The sequence below is a fragment of the Lentzea sp. NPDC042327 genome, assembly GCF_040647275.1.
Lineage (GTDB): Bacteria > Actinomycetota > Actinomycetes > Mycobacteriales > Pseudonocardiaceae > Lentzea.
Genome location: NZ_JBEZBX010000001.1, coordinates 1 through 26972 on the forward strand (window position 1 = coordinate 1; position 26972 = coordinate 26972).

29 protein-coding genes are annotated in these 26972 nt (G+C 67.4%); 20 read left to right on the forward strand and 9 right to left on the reverse strand.

Features of this window, described 5'->3' with window-relative positions; genetic code table 11:
- The 19 genes from AB0A63_RS00005 to AB0A63_RS00095 form a co-directional block, all read left to right on the forward strand.
- On the forward strand, positions 1–182 hold a 182-nt coding region (locus AB0A63_RS00005), incomplete at its 5' end, for a transposase (protein WP_360383305.1).
- Between the two features lie 453 nt (positions 183–635).
- Entirely contained in the window at positions 636–1307 is a 672-nt protein-coding gene (locus AB0A63_RS00010) for a hypothetical protein (protein ID WP_360383308.1), read from the forward strand.
- Positions 1308–1379: 72 nt separating this feature from the next.
- Positions 1380–2018: a hypothetical protein gene (locus AB0A63_RS00015; protein WP_360383310.1), complete on the forward strand. Its 639-nt coding sequence runs from the start codon at positions 1380–1382 to the stop codon at positions 2016–2018.
- On the forward strand, positions 2018–2737 hold the full coding sequence (locus AB0A63_RS00020) for a chromosome partitioning protein (protein WP_360383313.1): 720 nt from the start codon (positions 2018–2020) through the stop codon (positions 2735–2737). The genes AB0A63_RS00015 and AB0A63_RS00020 overlap by 1 nt, the downstream gene beginning before the upstream one ends.
- Complete coding sequence (locus tag AB0A63_RS00025) at positions 2734–4092, forward strand: ATPase, T2SS/T4P/T4SS family (RefSeq protein WP_360383315.1); 1359 nt, start codon at positions 2734–2736, stop codon at positions 4090–4092. The genes AB0A63_RS00020 and AB0A63_RS00025 overlap by 4 nt, the downstream gene beginning before the upstream one ends.
- The gene (locus AB0A63_RS00030) at positions 4089–4922 is read left to right on the forward strand and encodes a type II secretion system F family protein (RefSeq protein ID WP_360383318.1); all 834 of its coding nucleotides are present in this window, start codon (positions 4089–4091) and stop codon (positions 4920–4922) included. The genes AB0A63_RS00025 and AB0A63_RS00030 overlap by 4 nt, the downstream gene beginning before the upstream one ends.
- On the forward strand, positions 4919–5797 hold the full coding sequence (locus AB0A63_RS00035) for a type II secretion system F family protein (protein ID WP_360383321.1): 879 nt from the start codon (positions 4919–4921) through the stop codon (positions 5795–5797). Before AB0A63_RS00030 ends, AB0A63_RS00035 begins: the two co-directional genes overlap by 4 nt.
- 8 nt (positions 5798–5805) lie before the next feature.
- Positions 5806–5982 carry a hypothetical protein gene (locus AB0A63_RS00040; RefSeq protein ID WP_360383323.1) on the forward strand — a complete coding sequence of 59 codons (177 nt, stop codon included), beginning with the start codon at positions 5806–5808 and terminating at the stop codon, positions 5980–5982.
- A gap of 13 nt (positions 5983–5995) precedes the next feature.
- Complete coding sequence (locus AB0A63_RS00045; RefSeq protein WP_360383325.1) at positions 5996–6388, forward strand: TadE family protein; 393 nt, start codon at positions 5996–5998, stop codon at positions 6386–6388.
- Between the two features lie 5 nt (positions 6389–6393).
- Positions 6394–6819 (forward strand): TadE/TadG family type IV pilus assembly protein, encoded by a 426-nt coding sequence (locus AB0A63_RS00050; protein ID WP_360383327.1) that lies wholly within the window; start codon positions 6394–6396, stop codon positions 6817–6819.
- Positions 6816–7202 carry a pilus assembly protein TadG-related protein gene (locus tag AB0A63_RS00055; protein WP_360383329.1) on the forward strand — a complete coding sequence of 129 codons (387 nt, stop codon included), beginning with the start codon at positions 6816–6818 and terminating at the stop codon, positions 7200–7202. The genes AB0A63_RS00050 and AB0A63_RS00055 overlap by 4 nt, the downstream gene beginning before the upstream one ends.
- 22 nt (positions 7203–7224) lie before the next feature.
- A complete protein-coding gene (locus AB0A63_RS00060; RefSeq protein ID WP_360383332.1) occupies positions 7225–7623 on the forward strand; it encodes a hypothetical protein in 399 nt (132 codons plus the stop codon).
- Positions 7620–9962 carry a BTAD domain-containing putative transcriptional regulator gene (locus tag AB0A63_RS00065; protein WP_360383335.1) on the forward strand — a complete coding sequence of 781 codons (2343 nt, stop codon included), beginning with the start codon at positions 7620–7622 and terminating at the stop codon, positions 9960–9962. Before AB0A63_RS00060 ends, AB0A63_RS00065 begins: the two co-directional genes overlap by 4 nt.
- Before the next feature lie 766 nt (positions 9963–10728).
- The gene (locus AB0A63_RS00070) at positions 10729–11919 is read left to right on the forward strand and encodes an AAA family ATPase (RefSeq protein ID WP_360384940.1); all 1191 of its coding nucleotides are present in this window, start codon (positions 10729–10731) and stop codon (positions 11917–11919) included.
- Positions 11920–11945: 26 nt separating this feature from the next.
- Entirely contained in the window at positions 11946–13679 is a 1734-nt protein-coding gene (locus tag AB0A63_RS00075; RefSeq protein WP_360383337.1) for a hypothetical protein, read from the forward strand.
- A 26-nt stretch (positions 13680–13705) separates the two neighbouring features.
- On the forward strand, positions 13706–14218 hold the full coding sequence (locus AB0A63_RS00080; RefSeq protein ID WP_360383340.1) for a hypothetical protein: 513 nt from the start codon (positions 13706–13708) through the stop codon (positions 14216–14218).
- A gap of 33 nt (positions 14219–14251) precedes the next feature.
- The gene (locus AB0A63_RS00085; protein WP_360383342.1) at positions 14252–14527 is read left to right on the forward strand and encodes a hypothetical protein; all 276 of its coding nucleotides are present in this window, start codon (positions 14252–14254) and stop codon (positions 14525–14527) included.
- A 49-nt stretch (positions 14528–14576) separates the two neighbouring features.
- Complete coding sequence (locus AB0A63_RS00090; RefSeq protein WP_360383344.1) at positions 14577–15062, forward strand: hypothetical protein; 486 nt, start codon at positions 14577–14579, stop codon at positions 15060–15062.
- A 59-nt stretch (positions 15063–15121) separates the two neighbouring features.
- A complete protein-coding gene (locus tag AB0A63_RS00095) occupies positions 15122–15709 on the forward strand; it encodes a hypothetical protein (RefSeq protein WP_360383347.1) in 588 nt (195 codons plus the stop codon).
- A 146-nt stretch (positions 15710–15855) separates the two neighbouring features.
- Here AB0A63_RS00095 and AB0A63_RS00100 read toward each other — a convergent pair whose 3' ends face one another.
- From AB0A63_RS00100 to AB0A63_RS00130, 7 genes are all read right to left on the reverse strand, one after another.
- Positions 15856–16476: a hypothetical protein gene (locus AB0A63_RS00100; protein WP_360383350.1), complete on the reverse strand. Its 621-nt coding sequence runs from the start codon at positions 16474–16476 to the stop codon at positions 15856–15858.
- A gap of 152 nt (positions 16477–16628) precedes the next feature.
- Complete coding sequence (locus AB0A63_RS00105; RefSeq protein ID WP_360383353.1) at positions 16629–17591, reverse strand: NlpC/P60 family protein; 963 nt, start codon at positions 17589–17591, stop codon at positions 16629–16631.
- Positions 17588–18454 (reverse strand): replication-relaxation family protein, encoded by an 867-nt coding sequence (locus AB0A63_RS00110; RefSeq protein ID WP_360383355.1) that lies wholly within the window; start codon positions 18452–18454, stop codon positions 17588–17590. The genes AB0A63_RS00105 and AB0A63_RS00110 overlap by 4 nt, the downstream gene beginning before the upstream one ends.
- 152 nt (positions 18455–18606) lie before the next feature.
- Positions 18607–21078: a type IV secretion system DNA-binding domain-containing protein gene (locus tag AB0A63_RS00115; protein ID WP_360383357.1), complete on the reverse strand. Its 2472-nt coding sequence runs from the start codon at positions 21076–21078 to the stop codon at positions 18607–18609.
- Positions 21078–22868: an ATP-binding protein gene (locus AB0A63_RS00120; protein WP_360383359.1), complete on the reverse strand. Its 1791-nt coding sequence runs from the start codon at positions 22866–22868 to the stop codon at positions 21078–21080. Before AB0A63_RS00120 ends, AB0A63_RS00115 begins: the two co-directional genes overlap by 1 nt.
- Positions 22865–23893 (reverse strand): PrgI family protein, encoded by a 1029-nt coding sequence (locus AB0A63_RS00125; protein WP_360383361.1) that lies wholly within the window; start codon positions 23891–23893, stop codon positions 22865–22867. The genes AB0A63_RS00120 and AB0A63_RS00125 overlap by 4 nt, the downstream gene beginning before the upstream one ends.
- Complete coding sequence (locus AB0A63_RS00130; RefSeq protein ID WP_360383364.1) at positions 23890–25476, reverse strand: hypothetical protein; 1587 nt, start codon at positions 25474–25476, stop codon at positions 23890–23892. The genes AB0A63_RS00125 and AB0A63_RS00130 overlap by 4 nt, the downstream gene beginning before the upstream one ends.
- On the opposite strand from AB0A63_RS00130, the gene AB0A63_RS00135 reads away from it, so the two are divergent.
- Entirely contained in the window at positions 25448–25735 is a 288-nt protein-coding gene (locus AB0A63_RS00135; protein WP_360383367.1) for a hypothetical protein, read from the forward strand. The two genes, AB0A63_RS00130 and AB0A63_RS00135, sit on opposite strands and share 29 nt — an antisense overlap.
- Here the strand turns inward: AB0A63_RS00135 and AB0A63_RS00140 are convergent.
- Together AB0A63_RS00140 and AB0A63_RS00145 are read right to left on the reverse strand one after the other, a co-directional pair.
- On the reverse strand, positions 25710–26069 hold the full coding sequence (locus AB0A63_RS00140) for a pilin (protein WP_360383369.1): 360 nt from the start codon (positions 26067–26069) through the stop codon (positions 25710–25712). The two genes, AB0A63_RS00135 and AB0A63_RS00140, sit on opposite strands and share 26 nt — an antisense overlap.
- A complete protein-coding gene (locus AB0A63_RS00145; protein ID WP_360383371.1) occupies positions 26060–26884 on the reverse strand; it encodes a hypothetical protein in 825 nt (274 codons plus the stop codon). Before AB0A63_RS00145 ends, AB0A63_RS00140 begins: the two co-directional genes overlap by 10 nt.
- Positions 26885–26972: the final 88 nt, after the last annotated feature.

Here is a 26972-nt window from a genome sequence, read left to right on the forward strand (position 1 = left end):
GCGGCGAGTCCCACGGCTCCGGCCTGGGGACAGTCCGCTGGGTCGTGGAGCGCACGATCGCCTGGTACCACGGCATGAAACGCCTGCGCATCCGCTGGGAACGCCGCGACGACATCCACGAAGCCTTCCTCGGCCTCGCTACCTGCATCATCTGCTACCGCCACGTCCAACGATTCTGTTAGGACCTCTAAGAACAGCCTTGCCGAGGACGACCGGAGGGGCCTGGTCACCAAGGGATCTCCTAAGAGCGACCCTCAGGTGACCAATGTGGACCGTTCAGACGGCGTCGTGACGGTCGTGAAGATCAGAGACTGCGGCGACGACAGCGCGTGGTTGAAGTACCGCAGGGGGACGAACGAACCCGCGGACGGCCAGGGTGGCGGTAGGCGCTCCATCCTGGCCGAGGTCAAAGCCCAACCCGACGGCAGCTGGCGAGTGACACGGTTCGCGGTGCAAGGAGTTGGATCATGCTGACTCGCTCCGCGCTCGTCGTGGCAGTCACGTTGGCCGGGCTCGTGGCCACTGCCTCATCAGCACGAGGTGATCCTGGATGGGGCTCGGTCGACTGCTCGACAAAACCTGGTCCGGGCTGCGAGCTCATCGCTGAGATGACCCAGTCCCACGGGCGGCCTAGCTTGTCCGGCACGACCACCCATGGAGAGACCGCAGATTCCTTCGAGTGCAGGTACGTACCGGTCGAGCAAGGAGATCCGGCCGTTCCTCAGCCCGAAGGCCCAGGTGGCTGGTTTCGCCTGCTGTGCTCGGCCGACGGCAAGGCCACCGCGAACCGTCCGCCGGTCTGGATACCTGCCGGCCAGCAGGCCGAGCCGTCGATGACGCCGGAGCAGGTGGCGTTGATGGCGAAGAACCGGCTGCGATTGCCGACACCCTCGATCGCGATAAGCCCGGCCGGCGAGCAGCTGGTGCACCTGCCGACTTGGTTGTGGCTGCGAGGAGGCTGGCGAACGACTTCGGCGAGTGCCTCGGTCCCCGGGATCACGGTCACCGCTGTCGCTGAGCCAATCACCGCATCGTGGTCCACAGGCGACGGCGCCGCCATCATGTGCACCGGCCCAGGCACCCCGTTCGCAGCAGGACACGACCCGAAAGCCGTTTCGCCCGATTGCGGCCACACCTATCGACGTTCCTCCACGGGGACACCTGGCGACGTCTACACGACCACGGTGACCGTCCAGTGGAACGTTCGGTGGTCCGGTGCCGGACAGAGCGGCGTCTTCCCCGGCCTGACCACGACGGCGTCAACGACCTTGCGCGTCGCCGAGAGTCAGGCCCTCAACTCCCGCTGATTCCCGCAACACCTGAGCGTGCCGCCGGTCCCGGTGTCACGTCGCGATGCCCCACGCCTTCAGGAGGCCCAGATGATCACTCAGCAGGCTGTTGACGCCGACCCGACAAACACGCGAACACGGCCGACGTTCCAGAGGTCCGGACGTAAACGACGAAGTGTTCCCCATCTGATCTTCGGCTCGGTGCTCGTCGTCGGGTGTGCCGCGGGCGGGTTGATCGCAGCACAGCAACTCGGAGAGCGTCAGGAGGTCGTGGCACTGGCACGGCCGGTCGAGGTCGGCCACGTGATCCTGCAGCAGGACCTCGTCGGCGTGAATCTCGCTGTGGATGATGCCGTCAAGGTGGTCCCGGCTTCGGCCGCTGCGAGCGTGGTCGGGCGGCCGGTCGCGTACTCGCTGCCGGTCGGAATGCTCCTGACTGATGACGTGCTGGGACCGCCCCGAGTCCCTGCTGACGGAAGAGCGATCGCCGCCCTCGGGCTCAAGCCGGGACAGTTCCCTCCCGAGTTGTCCGCCGGTTCGAACGTCGTCGTGCTCGCTCCCGGCACGAACGAAGGCAGCTCATCAGGTTCCTGGCGGGCTGTGGTGGTCGCGGTCGACAGGGCAGACCAGACCCCGGTCGTCTCGGTGGAGTTGCCCGAGCCCGAAGCGCGAGCCCTTTCCTCAGCGCCAGCGGACAAGATCGCCGTGCTGATGGTCGGAGGTCGTTGATGATGGTCATCACCTGTTCTCTCAAAGGCTCTCCCGGCGCCAGCACGCTCGCTGTCGCGCTCGGCACCCGGTGGCCGGAGCCAGTGCGCCCGATCGTGGTCGAAGTGGATCCAGCGGGCGGAGATGTCGCGGCGCGCTTCCAACTGCCGGGCTCCCCTGGACTGGTGAGCCTCGCCGCGGCCACTCGCGGCAACTCCGACGCCGATCTTCTGGCCCAGCACGCGCATGCCTTGGCGAGCGGCCTGCGGATCGTGCCAGCGCCGTCGGATCCCGCGCAGTCGCGTGCAGCGTTCGGCGCGCTTGCTTCCTCGCAGTTCCGTCCCTTTCGAACGCCTGGCGTCACGCTCATTGTCGACGCCGGCCGCGTCGATCCAGATCCGACGATGCTGGGACTGCTGAGGTCTGCCGACGCGCTCGTGGTCGTTGCACGCCCACACGACGACTCGTTGGCTCACATAGCAGCACGTGGAGTTCAGATTCAGACCTGGTCACGCCATGCCGGCCTCGCCATCGTGGGCAAGGGCTACCCAGCGGCCCAGATCACCGAGGCGTTCGGTCTGCCGGTGCTCACCAGCATTCCGGACGACGCCAAGGGCGCGCAGGGGCTCTGGGACCAGCGTGGCTCCGACTCGGCGTTGAGCAGGCACGCCGCAGGTCTCGCCGATCATCTCCTGCGCACGGCTTCGCAGCAGATGCCTCTCCAGCGGAGTCCTCGATGACCGCCGTGAGCCCGCTGGGCGGTCCGACAGACCTGCCGTTTCCGCGGCCGACGAGCGATGTGAGGAGTCTCCGAGAACGACTCCGGGACGACGTCACCAAGCAGCTGAGTGCTCGACTTCGAGCAGACGGGAACGCGGAGCGCCCGCCGCTCGGACCGCTGCAACGGCGCCAGTTGGCAGAGGCGGTCCTGCGCGATTCAGCGGAGTCCATCGCACAGAAGCGGCTCCAGGCCGGACTCGAACTGTTCGACGCCGACGTGGAACGGCGCGCGGTCGACGAGGTCTTGGCCGAGCTGTTCGGCGCCGGCAGGTTGGACCCGCTGCTCGCCGACACCAGCATCGAGAACATCAACGTGAACGGCGCTGAACGGGTCTTCGTCAAACGCGCCGACGGCACCCGTGACGTTCTGCCGCCGATCGTCGACTCCGACGAAGACCTCGTCCACCTCATCCGCACGCTGGCCGCGCGCAGCGGCATCGAGGAACGCCGCTTCGACAACGCCTCCCCCATCGTGAACTTCGCCCTGCCCTCCGGGGAGCGAGTCTCGGCAGTGATGACGGTGACGGCCCGACCATCGGTGTCCATCCGCCGACATCGCCTCCAGCGGGTGAATTTGGGCGAGTTGCGCAGCAACGGCACGATCTCTCCGGAGCTCGAGTCCTTCCTCACCGCCGTCGTCAAGGCGCGGAAGAACGTGCTCGTCACCGGGGGCACTTCGATCGGCAAGACGACCTTGCTCCGTGCGCTCGCCTCGGCGATCCCGGCACACGAACGTCTGATCACCATCGAGGACGTCTTCGAGCTCGGCCTCGACCAGGACCCGGCGCACGCGGACGTGGTCGCGTTGCAGGCGCGAGAGCCCAACTTGGAGGGAGTCGGAGCTGTCACGCTTTCCGACCTGGTGTGGCAGTCACTGCGCATGCAGCCCGATCGCGTGATCGTCGGTGAGGTGCGCGGTCCTGAGGTCATCCCTCTGACCAATGCCATGTCGATGGGCAACGACGGCTCGATGGGCACGCTTCACGCGAGTTCCAGTGCGGGCGCGTTCACCAAGCTGGGCGCCTACGCCGTTCAAGGGCCTGAGCGGCTGACGCTCGAGGCCACCAACCTCCTCGTCGCCTCCGCACTGCACTTCGTCGTCCACCTGGAGCTCTCACCGGACCGGCGCCATCGCGTGGTGTCCTCGGTCCGGGAAGTGGTGGACGCCGACGGGCGCCAGATCATCAGCAACGAGGTGTGGCGGCCAGGCCCTGACCTGCGCGCGGTTCCCGCAGCACCACTCCGATCGCGCACGCTCGACGAGCTCATCGCTGCCGGTTACGACCCCGAGCTGGTGGACAGGCGGCGATCATGAGTTCCGCACTGCTGGCCCTGCTTGCGGGCGGAACCGCCGTCGGTGGATGGCTGATCGTGCTCGGACTTCGCGGCACCTCGGCGCCGCCTCGTCGGTGGACCGTTCCGGACCACCTCGCCGTTGTGCGGCTGTGCGTTGGTGTGGTGGCTGGGCTTCTGATCGGTGTGGTCACGGGCTGGGTCGCCGCGGCCGTGCTGGCCGGGCTCGGTGTCGCCTTGCTCCCACGCGTCCTGCAGGTGAGCGCCGAGCAGCGTGCCCGGCTCGGCCGAATCGAAGCGATCGCGAGTTGGACCGAGATGCTGCGCGACACCTTGGAGGCCGCGTCCGGACTGGAACACGCCGTGCTGGCCACCGCGGCCCGTGCGCCCGAAGCCATCCGGCCCGAGGTCACGGCCCTCGCCGCTCGACTGCACGGCGGTGAACGCTTGGCGGAGGCACTGCGGCGGCTCGGCGACGAACTGGACGACCCGACCGCGGACTTGGTCGTCGCTGCACTCGTGCTCGCCAGTGAGCACCAGGCACGGCATCTCGCCGAACTGCTCGGCGAACTCGCGGCGGAAGCCCGCGAGCAGGCTTCCATGCGCATGCGGATCGAGGCGAGCAGGCGGCAAACCCGCACGAGCGTCCGGGTCGTCGTGATCACGACGATCGCGTTCGCCGGCGGTCTGATCGCACTCAACCGCGCCTACCTCGACCCGTTCGACAGCTTGCAGGGGCAGCTCGTGCTCGCGGTCGTGAGCATGCTGTTCGTCCTGGCGTTTACCTGGCTCGCCCGTATCGCACGCCTGCGCGAACCCGATCGATTCCTCGTTCCGGAGGTGTCGCGATGATCGGGACGTTGCTGTGGGGTGCGTGTCTCGGCATGGGTCTCTGGGCTATCGCAGTGTGGCTTGTGCCTCCGAAGCCCACCTTGCAGGAGGTGCTCGCGACGCTGGCCGCAACCTCGGCTCCCTCGCCCCAGAGGAGTCCGGTGTGGAGGGCCAAGTACCGGATCGCTGGCGTCGTCGGTTCGTTCGGTTTTCCGACCACGGGTCTGCGAGCCGACCTGAACGTCGTGGGTGGCGACGTCGAACGGCACCTGGTGTCGAAGGCGCTCTGCAGCCTGACAGGCGCCGGGCTCGGGTCCCTTGTCGGCCTCGCACTGGTCGTCAGCGGTACCGGCTCCCCATGGCTGATCTCCGTGGCCACGATCGCCGGGGTGGCCGTCATCGGGTTCCTGCTGCCGGACTTCAGGGTGCGTGAGGCAGCTCGACGCCGCCGATCCGCTTTCCGGCACGCACTTGGCGCCTACCTTAACCTCGTGCGCATCCTGCTCGCAGGTGGAGCAGGCGTGGACTCGGCGCTGTCCGACGGTGCTGGTGTCGGAACTGGCTGGGCGTTTCACCAGCTGCGGCAAGCACTCGTAACCGCTGAGGTGACGCGCTCGACTCCATGGGAAGCATTCGAGCGGCTCGGCGATGACCTCGACCTGAGTCAGCTGTCCGACCTCGCGGCCGCAGTGGGTCTCGCCGGCACGGACGGCGCCAAGATCCGCTCGAGCCTCGCCGCCAAAGCGGCCGCTCTGCGCGCCCGAGAGCTCACCGACTCCGAAGGTGAAGCGCGTGCCGCGACCGAGCGGATGAGTCTGCCGATCGTGCTGCTGATGCTCGGATTTCTCCTGTTCATCGGATACCCGGCCTTGATCTCAGTCCTCAACGGACTTTAGGAGTGATCATGATCTACCTCGTGTTCTGCACCGTCCGCGCCGCGATCGAGAACCTGCGGCAGGACGATCGCGGCTACGTGGGCGAGACGGTGGTGACCATCGCCGCGCTCGTCGCCGCCGCGTTGGCGGTGGCCGCGCTGCTCTCGTCGTTGTTCGTCGGCGCCGCGTCGAAGATCTCCTTGTGAGCGGGGGTATCCGATGCAACGGCTCCAGCTCACCGGCGACCGCGGAAGTGCAACGGCGCAGGCCGTGATCGTCCTGCCTGTGGCGTTCCTGGCCTTCTTCGCCATCGTGCAGTTCGCCATGTGGTCCCACGCCACGCACATCGCGCAGGCCGCGGCATCGCACGGGCTGGCAGCCGCTCGTGCCCACAACGGATCTTCGGCCGAAGGCACCGCAGGTGCCCGCGGTGTGCTGGCGGACCTCGGAACCGGTCCCTTGCGGGACGTGGACGTGCTGTGCGAGCGAAGTTCCGAAACAGCACTGGTGCAGGTCTTGGGGACCGCGAAGCAAGTCGTGCCGTTCCTGCACCTCCGCGTCCACGCCGAGGCCGCAGGTCCTGTCGAGCGTTTCGTCGGGCCGAGGCGGTGACCGGCATGTCCTGGTGGCGTGACCAGCGGGGATCTGCGGCAGCGGAGATGACGCTGTGGGCTCCCGTCATGGTGATGGCGATGGTGTTCGTGGCGGTCGTGGTCCACCGCGGTGTCGACGCTCGGCTTCGGCTCAACGACGTCGCACACCAGGCAGCACGCGCCGCGAGCATCGAGCACACGACCGGCCGCGCGCGTGCCGCAGCAACCACCATCGCCACCAAGGCGCTCGCCGAGGCAGGGGTCAGCTGCCGCGACGCGAACGTGGAGGTCGTTGGAGACCTGCAGCCGGGATCAGCCGTAACGGTGACCGTCTCCTGCACGGTCGACCTCAACGGCGCCGACCTGCTCGGTGTGCCGGCGTCGAAACGGCTGTCCTCCATCGCCTCAGAGGTGGTCGACACCTGGCGATCGGCAAGGGACGGCACATGACCGCGTTCCTCGTCGCCCTCACTGCCAGCCTCCTGGCTCTCGCCGGCCTCGTTCTCGACGGCGGTCTCGCGCTCGCCACGAAGGTCCAAGCCGCGGGAGCCGCCGAGGCGGCAGCGCGAGCCGGCGCTCAAGCCATCGACCTCAACGCCTACCGCCTGGACGACCGGCTCGAGCTCGCACCGAACCAGGCGGTGAGCAGGGCTCGAGCGCATCTCTCCGCAGCTGGTGTCGTCGGTGAGGTCACCGTCTCGGGCAACACCGTCACGGTCGTCGTCACCACGTCCCAACGCACACAGTTGCTCGGCCTGGTCGGCATTTCCAACATCACCGTCCGGGCTACCGGCCACGCGAGTCCCCACCGCGGTGTCGCACCAAGTCCGTGAAGACGCTCGAAAGGGGACCACCATGGCCACGACGGACGAAATCCGCAGGCGGGTCGAGCTCGCTGACGCCGAGAGGAGCCACCGCCGGCTGGCCACTGCGCAGCGCGTCGGCGAACTCGCACATCGACGCACGAACCTCGCCGCCGAGCTTCGTGATGTCGACGTGAAGCTCGGCGACCTGATCACAGAGGCCGAGGACGTGATGAGCCTGCCCGAACTCGCTTCGTTCACGGACGTGCCCGTGGACGAGCTCAGGGCGTGGGCCGCCGCCAGCAAGCCGAAGCGGGGCAGGAAGAGGCGGTCGACCACACGACCGCTCAAGCCCGGAGCGTCGCCCGACCAAGGCGAGCCCGACCCGCAGCCAGACCCCTCAGCTCCGGAGGCCAGCCTACAGGCTCTGCGGCCTGTACCTGGGCAATGACTGCCAACGCCGCCACCGGTGGCATCGCCGAACGCCTCGGCAACGTGGTGCGCGCGGTGCTTGCGTCAGGGGTGCTGATCGCCGTGCTGATCGGGTTGCCGCTTGGGCTGGCTCACTACGTCGGATGGCCCTTACCCGACGAGGTACCGAGCTGGGCCGTGCTGTCCGTCGTGCTCACCCAGCCGATGTCCCCGTCCTTCTTCATCAACGGACTCGCGTGCCTCTGCTGGTTGCTGTGGGCCGCGTTCGTCTTGGACATCGGACTGCGGGCCGTGGACGTCCTGCGCGGAGTGAGATGGCCAGACATGGCTTCAGTCCGGTCGCCGGCAGCGGTGCTGGTCGGCACGATCGTCCTGTCAGCGCTCGCGAACCGCACGGCAGGTGCTACCTCCGACGGTCTTGAGCTGACCTCGTCCAGCGCGGTGACCGCAGTCGAGATTGTGCGGGCGCCCGATCCGGTCACCGGCGACTGCGACTCGATGTGGGCCATAGCCGAACGCGCGCTCGGCGACGGCGGCCGCTGGCCAGAGGTCTTCGAGCTCAACCGGGGAAAGCCACAACCCGACGGCCGACCTCTCACCGATCCGCACCGCGTGTTCCCAGGAGAAGAACTGCTCGTTCCGGCGTTGCCTCCGCCACCCGCTCCCCCGCGAGAGCCATCGGCTCCGATCGAACCAGCGACCACGCCGCCGTCGACGACCTCGCAGGAAGTACCGCAGCAGGCAGAACAGCTTCCGCAACCCGACTCCGCGGTATCTGGAAAGACCACGGCGTTCGTCGGCGCCGCCTTGGCTGCAGCAGTCAGCGCCGCTCTCGTGGCGGCGAGAAGGCGGCACCGCGGCAGGTACAAGCCCGGCAGCGGGTTGCGTGACGAGCTCCCCGTGGCACCCGTTGTCTACGAGCTGCAGCTCGCCCACCGTGCCGCGCCCATCGAGCACCGGCCGACGCCGAACGACGGCGCAACGCCGCTCGGTGTGAGGAACGGTCGAGAGGTCGCGCTCGACCTTGCTGCGTGCGGCGGACTCGGCTTGGTGGGCCCTGGCGCTGCACCTGCAGCGCGTGCCCTTGTTTTGACGGCGTTGGCGCGCGGAACTGTCGCGATCACCTTCGACGACTTGGCCTTCCTCATCGGAGAAACGCCTGCGGGTGAGCCGCCGTTCTCCTTGCGAATAGTCCCCAGCCTGCGGGAGCTCGCTGAGCAGGCGCCTCCGGCCGTTGTCATGGCTCGCCTCGACAACGAAGGTCGGCGGCAACTCGAAGAGTCTTCGCCTGAACTCGCCCGCGTCTTCGTGGGGCAGTGGACACACGGCATCACCCTCTACGTCCGGGCTGACGGCACCGTGTCGTCGGCAAGTCCCGGTCCTGGTCTGGAGTTCACCGGCACGAGGCTCTTCCGCCTCGATGACAACGATGCGCGTGATCTCCTCGCGCTGTTCAGGGAAGCCGAACCGCGCCCGCAACCCGCGGCTGCTGAGCCGTCGCTCGAGATCACCGCGCACGTCGTGCCTGTTGATCGTCCGCCTCTTCAGCTCAGGCTGCTCGGCGTGCCCGCCGTGTGTTGGCCTGACGCCGAGCACGACATCACCGCCGTCATCCAGCCGCGGCTGCGCGAGCTCGTTCTCTTCCTCGCCGTACACCCCGAGGGCACAACCCGCGAGGCGCTCGCGAACGCCCTGTGGCCGGCGAACACGTCAGACAAGACGAACAACGCCCTCAACACCGCGCTCTCCCGACTGCGCAACGTGGTCGCCAAAGCCACCGGCGGAACGATCACGGACATCGCGATCGCCGGAGGAGGTCGCTACCGCCTCAACCCGGACGTCGTCGAGGTCGACTACTGGCACCTGGACCGCGCGATCGCGGCCCGTCGAACGGCGAGCACCGGGCAGGACCGAATCGATGCCTTCAGGAAGGTCGTCGACCTCTACACAGGTCCTCTCGCTGATGGGGTCGAGAGCGAGTGGCTGGAACCGGTGCGGGAAGCCGTTCGGCGTGATGTGATCGATGCGGCGGCCGCGCTCGCGCACGCGCTGCGCGACGTCGATCCAGAACAGACACTCGAACTGCTGGAGCTCGCACGAGCTTTCGATCCACACAACGAGCTGTTGTACCGCGACATCATGCGGCTCCAGGGCCGTCTCGGCCGGATCGAGGCGATCCCCCGCACCCTGGCTCTCCTCACCAGCAAGCTCGCGGAGATCGACGACAAGCCGTCACCAGAGGCGAAGTGGCTTGCGGCAAACCTCCCGCGGTATCACGCCAAAGACCAGCCTTCATCAGCAGAAGGGTCACGCAACCACAAAGAGAAAAACAATCTCGACAAAAGAACCTTTCACTGAATTTCACTCGCTCCCGAAGTCGATGCTACCGTGCATTTGCCATGATCAATCACAACACTCACACAGGGGAATCATTTCGAGGTTCAACCCGAGATGCACCTGGAGGGCACCTCCAGACCTGATCCGCTCATAGCGCGCTGCGGACGTGGCAGCGTGCCCACGGCGGGATCACCTGATGTCCCAGACTCGCTTGGCCACAAGCGGGAGGTCGAAACGGCGCGGCAGCGGACGGCCTCACTGCGGACCAGCCGGGAGAGGCTGCAGATCAGCCTCACCACTCAATCCACACGAGTCCCGCCGACCTGTTCCACCACAGCAAGCTGGACCCAGGCAGCTCGCCGGCGTCCAAGTCCCAGACAGCAGCTCAACCCACCACGTCGCCACAATGCAATTCGAATTCAATTCTGATAGCCGGAACGATTCGCGACCCATTTCCCCCAAAAGAGTCTTGAAAAAGTCCCCGAATGCACTGGCAATTGACGTGCGGCGGAGTTATATTTGAATCACACCGGGAAACCGGAAACCACACCGAATACCACACCTGGCGCGAGCCATGTCTACCGAACGGGGTTCATCATGTGTTACGCCGACACCATCACCGAAATCGACGGCACGGTCACCGCGTTTTGCTGCTGCGGATGGGTCGAACACGAACACACCCAGGAATCGGCGGATGTCGCGGCAGAAACCCACCAGAACACGTCTGACGACGAGTCGCTCATCGCGGCTGCCTGAACCGCTACGACCTGATCGAAAGGGGCCCGCGATGACCACGCACGCCACGCCAACGACCAGCACCCCCACCACAGGAACGGCAACCCGTCTGCGCAACGGCGAACTACGCGCGATGGTCGCGCGCGTGCTGGCAGACGACCCCGGGACTGGAATGAGCCCGCGCGTCGTCGCCGCCAAACTCGGCGGACGATCATCCGGCGCGGTGGGCAACGCGTTGAAAGTGCTCACCGAATGCGGTGCCGCCGAAGTCGTCCTGACCACGCCGCTGACCTACCGCGCCACCGCGACCACGGCCGTTGTCGCAGCGACCGCCATCACCCCTGCCCCCGCCCCCACCCCACGTCCCCGACGGCGGAAGTCACCAGCGCCCACCACGGTTCCCGAACCCGCGCCACCCGCGCCCAAACCCGCCGCAACGACGGTGGTCACGGGACCGGTGACACGCCCGAACGGCCTGACCTACCACCCCCGGTTGCTGTCCGGCATACCGGACGTGACCGCACTGCACCGGTTGCGGGAAGCCGGGGTGGCCGCACTGTTGTACGGGCCACCCGGAACCGGGAAGACGTCGGTCGTCGAAGCCGCGTTTCCTGACCTGCTCACGGTTCAGGGCGACGGTGACACGACGGTCGCCGACTTCGTCGGCGAGTACACGCAGACCGATGATGGCCGCTACGTGTTCGTGCACGGCCCGTTGGTGCGGGCAATGCGTGCGGGTGTGCCGTTGTTCATCGATGACGCCACGCTGATTCCGCCCACGGTGCTGGCCGTGGTCTACCCCGCGATGGACGGTCGCCGTCAGATCGTGGTCAAAGCGAACGGCGGTGAGGTCGTTGACGCCGCCGACGGGTTCTACGTGGTCGCCGGACACAATCCCGGTGTGCACGGCGCGATCCTCACCGACGCCCTGTCGTCCCGGTTCTCCGCACAAATCCACGTGTCCACCGACTACGACCTGGCCGCACAACTCAAGATCGACAAACGGGCCATCAAGGTCGCCCGCAACCTTCGCACCCGCCAAGCAAAGGGCGAGGTCGGCTGGACACTGCAGCTGCGTGAGCTGATCGCGTTCCAGAAGATCGCGGGCGTGCTCGGACCGGAGGCCGCCGCCGGAAACCTCGTTGGCATCGCGCCCGAAGAGGACCGCGCCACGGTCGCCGCCGCAGTCCGCGACGCGTTCGGCATCGCGGTCGAACCGTTGGCACTCGGCGCCCGCATCTAGCGCGACCATCCGGAAAGGACATCACAATGACCGCCCACCTGGTAGCCGACCCGGACGCCACCGGTGCCGCAATCTTCCCCACGCGCCCGGAGTGGCTCGCGTTGTCCGCCGCACTGGCGGCCGAAGTCCCGGTGATCGCTGACCGGGAAGACCTGTTGGTCACCATCGCGCCTGGTGCGGGTGGCGGTGCCCCGGCGTGTTTCCACACAACCCGCGCGCTGATCGAAGTTGACGGCAATTACCTGGAAGTTGATCCCGCCACCGTTGATCCGGCGAACCTGTCCGACCGTTCGCGCTATCCCGTCATGTGGGGCCTGCTGACCCACGAGTGCGCACACGCGAAGCACAGCGTGTGGGAACTGCCCGACGACGTCTCCCCGGCTGTCGCAGACGCCGCGATGCTGTTGGAAGAGTCGCGGATGGAGTCGGCGCACGTTCGCCGCCGCCCGGACGACCGGCACTGGTTGCGCGCGTCAGCGACGAATCTGGTTCTCGCCGACTTCACGGGTGGCCCGACGATGACTACGGCGGCCGCCGCCCGTGCCGCTGGCCTCGTGCTCGCACGAGTTGACGGTGGCATCCTCACTACCGCTGAGGCCGCACCGGTAGCCGATGTCGTCGAAGAAGTTCTCGGGACCGACACCTTCGCCGAACTTCGCGCGCTGTGGCGTGAAGCCCTTGCCACCGCAGACGACGATGCTGACACGATGATCGACGTCGCACGGCGCTGGTGTGGGGCGGTCGGCACCGATCCTGACGGCGAAGTCCCCGAACCGGGTGAGCCCGGCGCAGACGGCGAGTCGTCGCCGTCACCCCTCGCCGAAGCGATCGGCAGGACTCTGGCCGACGTAGCACGCGCCGTGGCGGACGAAGCCCCACCAGAGGATCCGGCCGTTGTAGCGGCTGCAGCGTCAGCGGCCGAAAAGGCGGCTACCGATGCGGCCGAGGCGGTCGCGCGGACCGTGTTCTCCAGCAGTCATACCCGTTCCGGTTGCGGATCAACGACCATCACGGGAACCCGCAAACCCACCACCGCCGAACGCAACGCCTCCCGAACGTTGGCACGTGCGCTGTCGACCGCTGCCACACGCGAACGCGTCGCGGTGAAGTCGACCTCGCCGATGCCGCCCGGACGACTCCGGATGCGCGGTGCTTTGGCCGCCGACGCCCAACGGGCTGCAGGTGCCATGCCCACAGCCGAACCGTTCACCCGCACCACCCGCCTGACCGCCCCCACACCACCGCTACGGCTGGGAATCGCGTGCGACGTGTCCGGCTCGATGAGCCACCTTCGCGGTCCTGTCGCGTCCACTGCCTGGATTCTCGCCAACGCCGGACGGCACGCCGCCGTGCCCGTCGAAACCGCCACCGTGATCTTCGGCGTGCACGTTCGGCCCATCACCCGCCCCGGCAGAATTCCCGCTGAGGTGACTGAGTTCGAGGCCGACGACGATTGGGAGAGCGTCGCTCTCGCTGTCGACTCCTTGGACGGCGCACTCGGCCTCTCCCGCCCCGGTGCCGCGCGGCTGCTGGTGATCGTGTCCGACGGACATTTCCAGGGCGACGAACGCTCCGCCGGGCAGAAGCGCGTTGATCGGCTGCGTGCGTCCGGGTGCGCTGTGTTGTGGCTGACCACCCACACATGGGACGACCCGTTCCATGGTGTCGCCGTGCACCAGCTCACCAGCCCGACCACGACGGCTGCGGCAATCGGCCGTGCCGCTACCAACGCCCTGAAAGCCGCCACTCGCCGACTTTGATCAACTGCCACTGGAGGTGCATTGTCATGCACAGCAACGACAACACAACAACCTTCGCAGGGGCCACGCCAGGACTTGCCGACAGAGCCATCCGCCTCGCACGAGCCGTTCGCGCAACATGCCCCAACGGGTTTCGCCGCCGCCTCGACACCCCGGAACAGTGGAGTCGATGGGCACGACGCGCCCGCGTTGCACGAACCGTTGCGGCTGCGCTGCAGGTGCCCGCCGACAGCGTCACGGTCACGGACGACCCGCACCGCCAGTACCGCACACGCAACGGCGTCGTGCCGGGTGACCTGATCACAGTCACGGACTCCGCTCGACAGTGGCGACTCCTGACCGACTTCACCAGCCCCGGCGAAAGCTGGCTCGTTCTGGACCGGTGTCACGGCTGCGATGCCGAGGTGCCCGTCGCGCGCATCGCGTGCCTCGCGGACTTCGGTGACTACCTCGACCCGGACACGGAGTTGGTTCTCGCTGACGAGGCGCGGGACACGTCACTCCACCAGCCTCACTGCGTCTTCGTGCTTTCCAACTGAAGGAGATGTTCTGTGATGCCCTCTCATACGCACATGGAGACCGTCATCCGTCGCTTTCGCGAGGACGACTTCGAAGTGACTTCTGTCGTGGCAGATCCGGCCGATGCCCAACAGGTCCTCTACGGAACCGTCACCCGCAACGGAGTCCTCGTCGGGAGCTACTACTGCACCGACCAAATCCGCCAATCGGGTTGGCGCGTCGTCGCGGCGGACGGCAGGCACGTCGTCTTCGGCGACGAGCCCGTCGAGCTGACGTACGACGGCGACGCGGTGTTCCTGCTCATGAAGAACGCGGACTCGCCGGCGTAACCCCCTCCGATCCCCGGAAAAAGATCAACCTACGCCGAGGAGGCGCAGCATGCCGTCCACATTTCACAACGAGATCAAGCTCGGGAACATCAACTACAGGCTCTCCGCAATCGTGGAGTCCGAAGATTCCCTGGTGGCGGAACTGCTCGGGACGACGGAGTCCGGTGAGGTCGTCGCCGACGGACGCCTTCGGCTCCCAGTAGATGGCGGTGCAGCGATCGGCACCCTCCTCAGCCGCGTCCTCACCGCGCACACGCGGATGCGCATCCGGCCAGCCCGGTACGCCAATGCCACTCTGCCGTGGACCACGGAACTCGACAGCGAACTTCGAGAAGCCTGGTTGCAGCCGGGTCCCGTAGGTGCGGTGAAGCGCATCAACGACCTCGCGGAGCGCATGCAGCGGTCACCCAGCGCCATCAGGGCCCGCCTGCCGAAGGTGGGTTGTGATCCCGACGTGGCGACGCGCGAACTCTCGGGAACCGCCGCCACCTTTCTGGGCGTGAAACCGAAGGGCGGCACCGGAGCAAGCAACTGACCTCGCGACCGCCTTCTGCGGGCGTTCGCGCGCTACACCCAACACAACGGAAGGTCGATATGAGTACGCCATTCCCTCACGACGTCGTCGACGAGAGCATCAGCGCGACCGACAACTACTACACGCTGATGCGGATCGTGCATCTCGGCCCACACACGGTCCGCGTTCGGGTCCATCGCGAGACCAAGCCGGAACCGTGCTTCGCCGCGGCCGAGGTCCTCAACGGCGACATGAGTTGGACGCCTCTCGTCATGCATCACCCGGACTGCTGGTTCGACCGCACGGCGACGCCGTTCAAACACATCAACGTCAAGACCGAACTGGAACCGCTCGCGGATCACCTCATGCAGCGCGTCAAGACCATCCTCGTCAAGACGATCATCCTTCCCGAGCATGTCCTGGACGTCGTCGGCGCGTTGTTGGCCGTGGCGTACGGCAGCACGGGCGAACACGTGATCACGCCCGATGACATCCGATGGGCGAAGGCCAACGGCGGCCCGTTCCGCGTCATCGACAGGCCGGACGGCAGCGTGCTGCTCACCAAGGCGCACAGGTACGACTGCCCGTTGCTCACCAGCGAGTGCGACGTCCCGTGCGACGGCAAGTGCCAGACCACACATCCTGCTGCTGGTCCGTCCATGAACTGAATTCCAGCACCCAGCTTCACCCGACCGACGACCTGGAGTCGCCGGTCGGCCTTCTTCTCCCTGGCTGCTCGCTTCCGACAGAGCGCCGAAGCAGTCGTTGCCGAACCATGAGGCCCGGCAACGACTTTCACTACAGGATGTTCTTCCTAGTTCACGGCGGTGGGCGCGATCGCGAACCGCTTCGGTGCCTCCTGCGTCTTCACCACGGTTCCTGCCGACGTCAACGCTTCCAGCGCGTTGTTCACCGCGCCCTGGGAACGTCCGAGCGCCCTGCCGATGTGGGTCGGCCCGAACGATTCACCGGGATGCACGCGGAGAAACGTCTCCGTCATGTCCCGCAGCGCACCGGGCTTGAGCCGCCCTCCCGGAAGCGGGCCGAACGGCTCGCGCGCGGGGACCGCGATCTCGGCCACCTCAGGTTCCGTGACCGGATCCGGTACTACTTCGTCCGGTTCCGCTGCCTCAGGTTCGACCACGTCCGGTGCTGCCAGCACATCCGCAGCAACAGCGGACCACAGGTCACCAGCACGTCGGCCGTCGACGACCCCGCGCGTCGTGCGTACTGCCGTCCCATCGGCTTCCCAGCGCGCCAGAATCTTCCCGGCGGTGGATTTGTTGATCCCGATGCTGACGGCCAGACCAACGGCTGTGGAACCCGGTGCGGCGACCAGCGCAGCGCGTAGTTTGCTCGCGGCCGTTTCGGGTGCTGCGGCATCGCCGTCAGTGTCGATCTTGGTTGTCGCACTGGATCGGTTCTTGCTGGGCATGACGGTCTCCGTTTCGTGGACCTGGATTCGTGGTCATGCCCTGGCCAGGGCTTGCATTCAGCCTGCGGCGCGCTAACGCTCAGATCGGCTACAGGACTATGAACGCTTCCTTCAACACGAGAAGTCAAGCCGCTGTCAGAAGAACCTCTGTCTCATGTAGACACGGCGCTGTGCGGCCGCGTCGCCCCGTAGTAGTCGTCACCGGTCCAGCGGTACGGGCCGATCTTCACGACCTGCCCGAACGTAGGCGCGTGGATCATCTGTCCCGCACCGATGTACAGGCCGACGTGGTGGATGTCGCTCCGCGTGCCGTAGAACACCAGATCCCCCGGCAAAAGCGCTTCCCCGGACCGAACCAGCGGCCCGGCGTCGTGCTGGGTGTGCGCCGTGCGAGGCAACTCGATGCCAGCAGCGCTGTAAGCCGCTTTCGTGAGCCCGCTGCAGTCGAACCCGCCCTCGGCCTCTCCGTCACCGCCCCAGACGTAGGGCAGGCCAAGCTGCCCGCACGCGAACTCGATCGCGATGCGAGCTGCCGGCGTAGCCGCGCGGACCTCGACGCAGGTGCCTGTGCCTTGGCTTGCCGCCTCGCTGTACTTCCGAGCTTGAGCGAGCACGTCGCGGACGTACCAGTCGGCGCGGTTGTAAGCGAAAATCGCCTTGTACAGGTCCCCCGGAGCTCCCGAGTCGCACAGGTAGAAGGCCGCCGCGTGCACCGCGTCGTGCGGGTTGTAGCGCGAGGGCGGTCTTGCACCGCCGGGCGGGAGCGTGTGGCGTGCGAGGACACCTGCGAAGGTCGGCTCGAGGAACTGCATCGGGCCGCCGGCCCCGGCGAAGTTCTCGCCACTGCTCACACCGGGAGCGTCGAGGCGCCCGTGATCCGTTTCGATCTTGCCGATGGCCGCGAGAACACTCCAGTCCAGCCCAGGACAGACCCGCGCCGCAGCGACGTAGGGCGCGCAGAACGTCGGCGGTATGTCCCCGACCGGCTTGACGCAGTTCACGTGCGAGGACGAGGACGTGCCGAACAGCCTGGACACCGCGTTGATCACTCCCGCTGCCGCGAGCACGGCGACGAGCAGCACCGCGCCCACGGCCGCGCCGAGCTTGGCCATCATCCGGCACCACCCGCAGGGCGCGAGGCTGGAGGCGGCATCGGGTCCGGTGGAGGTAGAATCGACGGCGCGTCCGTTGCTGACGCGGCAGGACGCGGGCATGTCGGGAGCACTTCGTGGAGAGGCGCCCGGCTCGACGAGCGGGTTTCGAGCGGCAGCCAGGCCGCGTCCGCAGGACTCGCCTCGTCTACGGGTTCCAGGAGGTTGGCTGCCGCGGTGGCAACCGGCAGGGCGGTCGGGTTGTCGAGCTCGCGCCACGCCGCGAGGAGCTGCCTCCGCGCGTTGGCCTCGCGGCGCGTAGTCGGAAACCAGAACAGCAGCGGGGTCGAGATGCCGGAGCTGTCGGCGAGCGCGCTGTAGCCCCCGAGTTTGGCGACGACCTTGGTCAACGGCTCTGTTCCAAGGTCGAACTCGAGGAAGAACTCGGCGAGCTTGCCGCCGCGGCCGAGGCGGCCGTACCCGTCCGGTCTGGTGAGGTCGCCGAACAGCCTCGCGCAACGGACTTCGGACCACCACGCGTCGATGGTGAACGCGCCATGTCTCTGGGCATCCGCGATGAGTCCGACGAACCACTCGTTCACCCCCACGGTGTGAGCCAGCCGCAGGCTGTGGGCGATCCCGACAGCCCGGTCGTGCCGGTAGCCGAGGTCCTTCACCTCGAAGCCGTGCTGCGAAGCCAACGCCGCGGCGCCGGCGGGCGCGAGGACGTAATGCATGGGCGCGCTTCCGGTCGGCGTGAACGGCTGGAAGCGGTCGACGACGCCCCAGAGGTAGAGCTCCCGAAGGCGCTGTCGTCCAGAGCGGTAGGACGGGAACGCCACCGACGTGATCTGCTCCGAGGTGAGAACGCGGTGCTCCCACAGCATGCTGATGATCCACCGGTCCCGGGGAGTCAGCCTGGCCGACAACACCGCTTGGTGGGCTGCGGAGTTCGCCACGCGAGGTGCCGGTCGAGCCTGCTTCGGCGCGCGATGGCTTCGTTGTGGGGTGGGTGCGGCAAGCATGCGTACTCCCCTGGTCAGCTTGTCGTGTCGCTGCGTCGCGGATCCGACGTCCGACGTGACGCGGCTCGATCACCGGGTCTTGTCTCGGCACTTGCCGGCTGCCGTCGTTGGTTGTTGCGTGCGGCGGCCCGGAGCACCCGGCTGCGTCCCGGTACAGCGGGAGGAAGCGGCTCGGTGACGAGCGTGAAGGGCTCGGTCTCCGCTCCGTGCACCACCAGGCGGACCGCGGCGTGGAAGGCGTCGTAGTGCGACAGGTCGTGTGCGGAGATCCGGGGCGCGGTGTGCCGGGACAGCAGGTGCGCGTCTTCAGGGCTGACGTTGAAGAAGAACTTGTTCCGGGCGTTCGCCGAGATGCTCTCCTGCAGCTCACGAGGGAGCTGGGAGCCGTTTTGATGCGCCAGCACCAGTGATAGCCGCAAAGCACGCGCCTCGGGCAGCATGTCCTCGGCCGCGTACGGCAGGTTCAGGAAGTTGTGGAACTCGTCAAGGATGAGGGTCGCGTCGCGCCGGTCGCGCTGCGGCGTGCGGGCCCGAGCCGTAACGACCTGCCACACGTTGGCGACCACGATCGAGCCGACGAGCCTCGCGGTTTCGTCGCCGAGCGAGCCTTTGGGGATGCGGACGAGGCAGATGCCGCCGTTGTCCAGCACCTCCTTCATGTCCACCGTGGATCGGCCTGCGGCCACGGTGTCGCGTACGAACCTGCGCAGCAGGAAGGCCCGGAGCTTGTTCATCAGCGGTGCGATCACCTGCGATCGGCTCGCATCGCTGAGATCGTCGTACCAGGTCCAAAACCCGCGCAGCACCGGGTCCGCGACGGAGGCGGTCGTCCTGGCGCGGTAGGCGGGATCGGCGAGCAGCTTCGGGATGTCCGCGAGCGTCGCCACGCCGTCCGTCAGCCGCAGCGTGAGGCAGGCGGCGCGCATGACGTCGTCGGTGCGTGGCCCCCAGAACGCCGAGTACACCCGACGGAAGATCGAGACGAGGTTGTCGACCGCGAGGTCAGGGTCGCCTCCGTCCAGCGGGTTGAGGCAGGGCGGCCGGTGCTTGGAGTCCGCGTCGAAGAGGACCACCTTGTCCGCGACTGCAGCTGGCAACCGCGACAGGAGGTCGGTGACGAGGTCGCCCTTCGGGTCGACGACGACCGCGGCACGTCCTGCTTCGGCGTCCGCGAGTACCAGTCTGGCCAGCAAGGTGGACTTGCCGGAGCCGGTGGCGCCGATGACGTGCATGTGGTGACGGGCGTCGGCCACGCGGAGACCGACCGGCCTGCTGTGGCCGCTGTCGGTCAGCCCGAGCGGCTTGATGTCCTGACCGGTAGCGGGGATGCCTGGTGGTGGAGCGATTGCTCGGGCACCGGCGCGTTGAATGCCTGGGAGGGTGTCGTCGGTCGGCAAGTGCGCGACGGCCGCGAGCTCGGGAACCGAAAACAGATCTCCTCGACCAAGTCGGCGGTCGGCGAGCGCCTCGGGCACCCGGCGCAGACGCCTGCGCTTGAAGTGGTTGTGCTCGGTAAAGGTGGCGAAGGTCGTGGCCAAGGCATGAGCACGGCCGCGGATCGCAGCTTTCGCACGACGTACGTCAGCCTCTGGGGCATCGGCGCTGAGCAGCGTTGAAACGCCGTATCGCACTACGACCTCGAATTGGCTGCTGCGCTGCTTGTTCACGGACGCCCGCTGCTGGCTCGACAACTCGAGCCGGTACTCAGGAGCGGCATGGTTGGTCCGGGTACCGGGTCCCCTCCGCGAGATCCTCAACGAGGGCGTGAGCAGGTCAAGCAGGTGGCCGGCGAGGTTCGTCCCGCTCCGGCTCGCACGCCGGCCTCGCGCCAGACGACGCCCGGTGGCTGGTCGGGCGAGTACCTGCACGCACGCGTGTTCGTCCTTCCCCAGGCCGACCGGCGCCCCGAGCAGTCCTCGAAGGGGATCCGCGGCGAAGTCGACGCGGAGGGGCAGCGCCTCTGCGCGTGCGAGGCGCAGTTCTCCTCCGGCAGCCAGCAGTCGCTCACCAGGACCGGCCAGCGGAAGAGGAGGTTCGGCTGGTGTCGTGCTCGTATGCGCGCCCGGCCACGCGGCCTCCACGGCGCGTTCAACGAGCCCCGGCGGAATCGCACCGGGCACCCACAACCGGATGCCCACTCCGGCCTGGGAGAACGTGAACTCGAAGGCCAGGTGCGGCTGGCCGGTGAGCACCCGGTGCCAAGCCGGACGCAGGAGCCCGACGAGGTGGGACCAGAGCGCGACGCCGCCGGTTGGATCCGGCTGTGGCGGGACCAGGACGGTGACCATCCTGCCGTCAGCCGCGAGACGCGTCTGGCAGCGTCGCCGCCAGGCGTGGTGGCCGACGAGCACAACACCAGCACCCAGAGCCGCAGCTGGTGCGAGCTCAGGTCCGGAAGCGATTGCCCAGTTCTGGAGGTCGGAGAGGAAGTCGCCAAGGCCCGTGCCTGGATCGGTCAGGTAGTCGTCCACCCAGTTGCTCGTCATCACGACACCTCGGCTTCGTCGATGTCGACGTATGCCGCTTCCGCGTCGTCGAGCTCGTCCTGCAGCTCCGCAGGGTTTGTGGTGATCAACTCGTGCTCGGCCGGTGACGCGATGCTGTGGAACGCGACGCGCTGAGTCCCGGTCGACAGCAGTCCCTGGCCTCGGTCTGCGGACAGGAGGAACTCCTGTTCGCCTTCTGAGAGGTGGAAGAGCTGTGCGAGCTTCTCGATCGCCTGGGGTGCCTGGCGGAGCAGGATTTGCGTCTCGGCGTTCGCCACCACCGCCTGCCCGGTCTCGTTGCCGACGACGTCCAGCGCGTCCTGGGTGACGACGGTGAGACCGGCGTTGTTCTTCCTGCCGACCTTCGAGGTCTTGAACAGGAAGGCCGCTCCTGCCGGCTCCTTGATGAGCCACCATGCCTCGTCCACGATGACGAGTCGCCGCCGGCGGATCGCCGGATTGGTGATGCGCCGCCACACCGAGTCCAGCGTGAGAACCGTTCCCACGCTCTTCAACTCGTCCGGGAGGTCGCGAAGGCTGAACACGATCAGGTGGCCTTCGGGATGCGTCGTGGTCTGTCCGTCGAAGAGCCTGCTGAACGCGCCTTCGACATACGGGCGGAGCTGAGCTGCAAGATCGGCGGCCACTTTGTCGCCGTACCCGTTGAGGACGTCGCGCAGCGTTCGCAACGTGGGAACCGGCCGCGACCAGGTTCGAGTGTCCGAGGTGATCCCCACCGACTCGTATGCGGCGGCAATGGCCTGGTCGAGTACCGCCCGCTCGGCCGCGTCGAGTTCGCGTCCGATGAGGACCGCGATCACGGTGTGCAGGAACAGGGCACGTCGCTGCAGCGCGTCACGCGGCGCGGAACGGTGGCCGTCGGCGCGCGTGTGCATGGGCAGGTCGAACGGGTTGAGGCGCACGTTGTCAGCGCCGAGCCGCACCTGGACACCGCCGACCGCGGTGGCGAGCCGGACGTACTCGTCCTCGGGGTCGATGACCGCGACCTCGACACCGCGGTAGAGCGACCTGAGCAGTTCGAGCTTGACCAGGTAGGACTTCCCCGCGCCGGACCGCCCGAGGATCACGGAGTTGTGGTTGTGCATCCCGGCGCCGAAGCGGTCCCAGTGCACCAGGCCCTGCGAGCCGATGTTGTAGCCGTAGAGCACACCGGACGGCGCCGCGACGCTCGTCGGGTCAGGTGCCGGCAGGTCCGGCGACGTGAACGGGAAGGCGGCGCTCAGTGCACTCGTGTCGAAGGTGCGGCGCATCCCGATCAGGTCCATGCCCAACGGCAGCGTGGACACCCAGCCCTGCAGGCTTCGGTACGTCGTGTGCTTGGCATCGAGCAGCAAGCTCGCGCACAACGACCGGAGCGCGGCCACCTCGTCCGCCAGTTCCCGCTCACCGCCGGCGTGGATGGTCAGGTACAGACCGACCCGGTAGAGCTTGCCCTCCCCACGAGCCACGCGATCAGAAAGGTCGTGCGCGTCCGCGGTCGCGATGTCGGCTTGCGGATCGGGAAGCCGACCATGCTCGGCGTCGTGCCGGCGGCCGGACTCCAGCCGCGCGAGTTGCTTCTTCAGCCGAGCCGCCGACGTCACCGGGTCGACGGGGTCGATGTGCAGCGAGACGTCCAGCCGTCCGGGATAGTTCAGCAGCGGCGACAGCCAGCCCGGATAGACCTCGCGGGGGAAACCGGTCACAGCGAAGCTCGCGACCCACTCGCCGCCCAACCGCAGGTGCCTCGTGTCCACCGAGATGGCATCCGGAGCGATTGCGTTGATCATCGCGCCTCTTCCCAGTCGTAGTCGGATGCGGTCGTGATGACCTCGCTCGCGGTGGCGAGCGCGGCGGACGGGGGCAGGAGGGTGTCGGGATTGCAGGCCGCCGCGAGCACTGCGGTCGCTTGGCCTGCGTCCAGCGGGGTGATGACGACGCCAGCGCTCGTGAACAGGTCGATCGCGTCGTTCAACCGCCGGACCAATCGCGCTTCGGCAGCGCGTCGTGCGCCCTCCTCCACCTCCGGGCCTCCCCGGCGGCGGAGCAACGGCAGCACGCCCCTGGCTTCCTGGGCGATGCCGAACGGCTCGCGCAGCACCAGAAGGACCTGTCGGCGCAGGAGCTCCGTTCCCGTACCCAGGTCTTCGAGGAAGTCAGCGTGCTCGCGTGCCGCCCGCTCGAGTGCCGGGTGTGGGAGTCCTCCCGCGGAGTCGCACAGCTCGGCGATCTGGTCGGTGAGGTCGAGCCGGTGTGCCCGCACAAGCACCTGCACGGGGCCTGTGAGCGAATGCAGGTACCTGCCGAACCCCGAGACCACGGCCTGCTGCTCCATCGGAGTTCGAAGAGCGAAGTTGACGGTGCTGGCAACGGCGACGAGCGCCAGGCCATCCGTTCCGAGATCCACCACACCTGTCGGCGTCACGTCTTCCACCGGCAATCGCAACGGGGACGACGCGCGCATCTCGTCAGCGCCGGACTCCACGCTGGCCACGATCCAGTCCGGTGTGGACGAGACGTCCTCCGGCGCGGCTACGTGCCGTCGCGGCGTCAGGCGCTGTCGGATCGCGGCCCAGAGCAGTCGGTCCAGTGGAACCCCGTCCCGCTGACCGAGGGCGAGCACGACCGAGGCCGTCGCGATCGGGAGCGCGAGCGCCAAGAATGCCGGCAACGGGACGATCTGCTGCGTGAGCGCCCACACGACGTAGAGGGCCAAGCCGGTCGTCGTGAGGATGGTGAGCTGACGTCCTGTGAGACCGAACAGGATGCGGTCAGGCCGGTCGACGTCAGCGGGTATTCGCACAGGTCGCGTCACGAGGCACCGTCCGTAGGAGGCTTGCCACCGCGCGGTGCACGGGCAGGCAGCTCAAGAGGGAGACGCAACTGGCGCGAGCGTGCTCGGCGTGGAGACGTCGACGGTTTCGGAGTCGGTGGCGGCGCGACACGTGCCACCCCTTCGAGAGGCAGCGCGTACTGGCCGTCGCGTTGCGGACGATTCCCGGCGAAGGGGTCGAAGGGAAGCTCCGGTTGATGCACTCGACCCGCAGCCCATCGAGGCCGCGTGACGGCAGGAGGCACCGGTCGCTTCGGAACGCGTGCGGCGTCCAGCGGCAGCGCGTACTGACCGCTCCGTGCAGGCCGGATGCCTTCGTACGGGTCGAACGGGAGCTCGAGTTGCTTGCCCGGATCACGTCGAGGCGCAGGTGCCGGACCCGGTGTCGCTGGTCCGTCCGGAGTCACCCGTGGAACCTCGATGGGAAGCCGGTACTGGCCACTACGGGTCAGCACGGGCCGATCCGAGGGCCAACCTTTCTCGAACGGCAGGGCGAGTTGTCGGCCCTGGGGCTTCCTTGCTCCACCGCTCGACGGCGTCACCGGTACCTGGGCCTGCTTGGGGTGCCGCTTCAGCCCTGGCAATGGCAGCACGTACTGGCCGGACGCAGTCGTCTTGACCTTCGAGTAGGGATCGGGCGGCCCTGCGGGTGTCCGGCTCACGCGCATGTCGGCCGGGGACGCGGAGTTACCAGTGCCTCCGCGAAGCAAACCGAAGGCCTTGTAGGCGACGAAGCCGCGAACCAACGAGCCCAGGAAGGTACGGCCGCCGCCGAGCTGGACACGTTGCATGACCCAGCTCGGGATCTTGACCAGAATCCACAGCAGAGCACCGGTGATGATGAGGTTCAAGGTGCTGTCCTGGCTGGGACCGAAGACGGTGAAGCCGCCGTCGGACAACAGAACGCGCAACCCGACGATGAGGACGAGCGACTGCCCGACTTGAATCGCGAGCACGCCGCCGAACGCGCGCCACCACCACCGCGCGACGCCGTCAGTTTGCGGCAGGCCGTGCAGGACAAGGCAGAGAGGAGCGCCGGCGAGGAGCAAGGCGGTCACCGCGACCCGTACGACGTAGGTGCCGAGCAGCGCCACCAGCAACACGATGATGCCGAGGCTGACCAGCAGGTTGAAGATGCTTCCGCCGGTTGCTGCACTCGTCACGGTGTTCGCAAACATCCCGGCGAGTTGCTGAGCGGCCGCGGCCGGGTCCACTCCACCGGCGACGAGTGCGTACGACAGCGCGTTGGCGAACTCCACGGCGCGGCCAGCGAGAAGCAAGGACAGGTTCGCGGCGAGAAATCCGACGACGATGCGTGGCGCGATCTCGCGGACCGTGGTGCGGGTCTGCAAGGTCTCGTACGTCATCAGGATCAACCCGGCGACCATGACGAGCAGGGCATAGCTCGCCACCGCAATTCCGCGGGACGACTCCCACAACTCGGCGATGCGAGGGACCTGGTCAAGGCGGGGTGTCGCCAACAACGTCTCGCCGACCGTCTGCAGGAGCGGGTTGAGCGCACCTACCACCAGCGCCGTGAAGAAGCTCGTGATGCCTTCCGACACGCACGCACCGACATCGGTGATCCCGCATTCATCTCGCCCGGGAGCAGGCGGCGTTGGCGGACGTGGTGCGGAAGTCGTCGGCGGACTGGTCGTCGTCGTGCTCGGGCTTGGCGGTGGCGGTTCCGCAGCGGCCGAGGTGATCCCGACGCTGAGCACCGCGGCGAGCGCACCGAACACAGCCCACGCGATCCGCTTGGTTGCAGAAAGTCGTGTAGATGCGGAGACCGCGTTCATCACCGGTCTCCGATCAGCGTTTTGAGGATCGCGACGACCAACGGCGCGAGCATCGCGATGGCGAATCCGACGCCACCGGACTTGAACGAGGCCTTCGCTTTGTCGACCTCGCCTGGCTCCGATCCGTTGATGAGGAGCCGCAACCCACCGATCGAGAAGCACACGGTGGCGATGGCGGCAGCGATGCCGATGATCCAGTTGCGGATGTTGGTGAGGACTTCGTTCAACGTGGACGCGAGCGCGACGACGTGCACGGTCTGCGCGGACGCGGTCGAGGTGGTGACGACCAGCAGCAAAATGACCAACTCGATGAGGATGAGGACCTGGCTGCTGTTGCGGATCGAACGGTTCAGGCGCATCGCGGCACCTCCGGAGTTGTGCTCGACGGCGGCGCGGGCTCGTCGGGCGAACTGGTGTGCGCGGAGGCGACCGACCGCCTCTCGCACCCCTGAACTCCGGATCGGGAACTGTTCGGGGACACCGCGTCGTCGTCGCGCAGGTAGAAGGCAAGGCGACGTTCGGCCCTCTGCCGTGCCTTCTTAGTGGCCTCGTAACTCGCGCCGCGCTGTTCGGCGACCACGGCCAGCGGTACCTTCTCCAGCCTGGTCAGCCCGATGAGGTCGGCTTCGCCCGACGAGATCGCACCGTCTTCGACCGCACGGCTAAGGACGAAGTCCGGATGTCCCGACGGCGTGACGGGAGACGCCGAGGCGATGGCGTTGGCTGACGGAGCCGGCGTGTCCAGCGCTTCACGCAGAGCCGCGTGTCCAGCGCGATAGGCCGCCCAGCGGAGCCGCACCATGACGCGCGGACGTGTGATGTCGACCGTGGTGAGCTCGGCGAGGAACCCGGTGAGCACCGAACTGTGGATGTCGCTCGGATCGTCGGCGAACCGAGCCGTCAGCTTTGACGCGATGTTGAGGAGCGCCGGCAACGCAATCCCGGCACACGCGACAGTCCACGTGGCACCTTCGGTCCGAGCGCGACGGACGAGGTGAGTCCACACGGCATCGCGCACATCCTGCGGGCACGTGCGCCGCAACAGGAGATCACGGACTTCGTCCAGTCGAAGCCAGCGATCGGGGAACCCGTCAAACAGGCGCCCGTCGACGGACACCGGGTGAGGGCCCGTGACGAGCCACGCGAAAGCCGAGCGCACGACGTCGAGCGGCATGGAGTCGGCAGTGATACCAGGGCAATTTCTGGGGAGCATCGGAACTCCTGACGAAGCGGGAAACCGGCTCCGTCAGGGCGCCACGTCG

Bases quoted from the DNA above. Each gene is read 5' to 3' on its own strand.
- AB0A63_RS00015 (WP_360383310.1), top strand. From the start codon at position 1,380: ATGATCACTCAGCAGGCTGTTGACGCCGACCCGACAAACACGCGAACA.
- AB0A63_RS00020 (WP_360383313.1), top strand. From the start codon at position 2,018: ATGATGGTCATCACCTGTTCTCTCAAAGGCTCTCCCGGCGCCAGCACG.
- AB0A63_RS00025 (WP_360383315.1), top strand. From the start codon at position 2,734: ATGACCGCCGTGAGCCCGCTGGGCGGTCCGACAGACCTGCCGTTTCCG.
- AB0A63_RS00030 (WP_360383318.1), top strand. From the start codon at position 4,089: ATGAGTTCCGCACTGCTGGCCCTGCTTGCGGGCGGAACCGCCGTCGGT.
- AB0A63_RS00035 (WP_360383321.1), top strand. From the start codon at position 4,919: ATGATCGGGACGTTGCTGTGGGGTGCGTGTCTCGGCATGGGTCTCTGG.
- AB0A63_RS00040 (WP_360383323.1), top strand. From the start codon at position 5,806: ATGATCTACCTCGTGTTCTGCACCGTCCGCGCCGCGATCGAGAACCTG.
- AB0A63_RS00045 (WP_360383325.1), top strand. From the start codon at position 5,996: ATGCAACGGCTCCAGCTCACCGGCGACCGCGGAAGTGCAACGGCGCAG.
- AB0A63_RS00050 (WP_360383327.1), top strand. From the start codon at position 6,394: ATGTCCTGGTGGCGTGACCAGCGGGGATCTGCGGCAGCGGAGATGACG.
- AB0A63_RS00055 (WP_360383329.1), top strand. From the start codon at position 6,816: ATGACCGCGTTCCTCGTCGCCCTCACTGCCAGCCTCCTGGCTCTCGCC.
- AB0A63_RS00060 (WP_360383332.1), top strand. From the start codon at position 7,225: ATGGCCACGACGGACGAAATCCGCAGGCGGGTCGAGCTCGCTGACGCC.
- AB0A63_RS00065 (WP_360383335.1), top strand. From the start codon at position 7,620: ATGACTGCCAACGCCGCCACCGGTGGCATCGCCGAACGCCTCGGCAAC.
- AB0A63_RS00070 (WP_360384940.1), top strand. From the start codon at position 10,729: ATGACCACGCACGCCACGCCAACGACCAGCACCCCCACCACAGGAACG.
- AB0A63_RS00075 (WP_360383337.1), top strand. From the start codon at position 11,946: ATGACCGCCCACCTGGTAGCCGACCCGGACGCCACCGGTGCCGCAATC.
- AB0A63_RS00080 (WP_360383340.1), top strand. From the start codon at position 13,706: ATGCACAGCAACGACAACACAACAACCTTCGCAGGGGCCACGCCAGGA.
- AB0A63_RS00085 (WP_360383342.1), top strand. From the start codon at position 14,252: ATGGAGACCGTCATCCGTCGCTTTCGCGAGGACGACTTCGAAGTGACT.
- AB0A63_RS00090 (WP_360383344.1), top strand. From the start codon at position 14,577: ATGCCGTCCACATTTCACAACGAGATCAAGCTCGGGAACATCAACTAC.
- AB0A63_RS00095 (WP_360383347.1), top strand. From the start codon at position 15,122: ATGAGTACGCCATTCCCTCACGACGTCGTCGACGAGAGCATCAGCGCG.
- AB0A63_RS00100 (WP_360383350.1), bottom strand. From the start codon at position 16,476: ATGCCCAGCAAGAACCGATCCAGTGCGACAACCAAGATCGACACTGAC.
- AB0A63_RS00105 (WP_360383353.1), bottom strand. From the start codon at position 17,591: ATGATGGCCAAGCTCGGCGCGGCCGTGGGCGCGGTGCTGCTCGTCGCC.
- AB0A63_RS00110 (WP_360383355.1), bottom strand. From the start codon at position 18,454: ATGCTGTGGGAGCACCGCGTTCTCACCTCGGAGCAGATCACGTCGGTG.
- AB0A63_RS00115 (WP_360383357.1), bottom strand. From the start codon at position 21,078: ATGACGAGCAACTGGGTGGACGACTACCTGACCGATCCAGGCACGGGC.
- AB0A63_RS00120 (WP_360383359.1), bottom strand. From the start codon at position 22,868: ATGATCAACGCAATCGCTCCGGATGCCATCTCGGTGGACACGAGGCAC.
- AB0A63_RS00140 (WP_360383369.1), bottom strand. From the start codon at position 26,069: ATGCGCCTGAACCGTTCGATCCGCAACAGCAGCCAGGTCCTCATCCTC.
- AB0A63_RS00145 (WP_360383371.1), bottom strand. From the start codon at position 26,884: ATGCCGCTCGACGTCGTGCGCTCGGCTTTCGCGTGGCTCGTCACGGGC.